The organism is Pseudoalteromonas sp. RB2-MNA-CIBAN-0110, assembly GCF_040309305.1.
GTDB classification, from domain to species: domain Bacteria; phylum Pseudomonadota; class Gammaproteobacteria; order Enterobacterales; family Alteromonadaceae; genus Pseudoalteromonas; species Pseudoalteromonas arctica.
This window is the reverse complement of record NZ_JBEOOQ010000233.1, coordinates 1-257: the sequence shown is the minus strand read 5'-3', so window position 1 is coordinate 257 and position 257 is coordinate 1. Positions and strand designations below refer to the sequence as shown.

Below are 257 nucleotides of genomic sequence, written 5' to 3'. Positions count from 1 at the left end.
GTCTTTATTCGTCTAGCGTCAGATGGTTTTGTCACAACAAGCCAAACGTTAGATGGTGATCAGGTAGTGTGTCGAGCAGCCAAAGCGTCGATAAATAAAGCGGGACGGTTACCAGTATCGCCTGAACCGGCTGTTTATCAGCAATTAAAAGAAATTAATTTAACCGTTTCACCGGAATTTAATTAATATCAATCGTATTTAATGATGGAATGGAGTTAAAAGGAGTCGCATGAATAATTTGGCTAAATGGCTAACAC

General features: G+C 39.3%; 1 protein-coding gene. It reads left to right on the top strand.

Features of this window, described 5'->3' with window-relative positions; all coding sequences use genetic code 11:
- Positions 1-186, top strand: a 186-nt coding sequence (locus AAEY68_RS21300; protein ID WP_350586855.1) for a cell envelope integrity TolA C-terminal domain-containing protein, incomplete at its 5' end; no start/stop codon positions are given.
- Between the last annotated feature and the right edge of the window lie 71 nt (positions 187-257).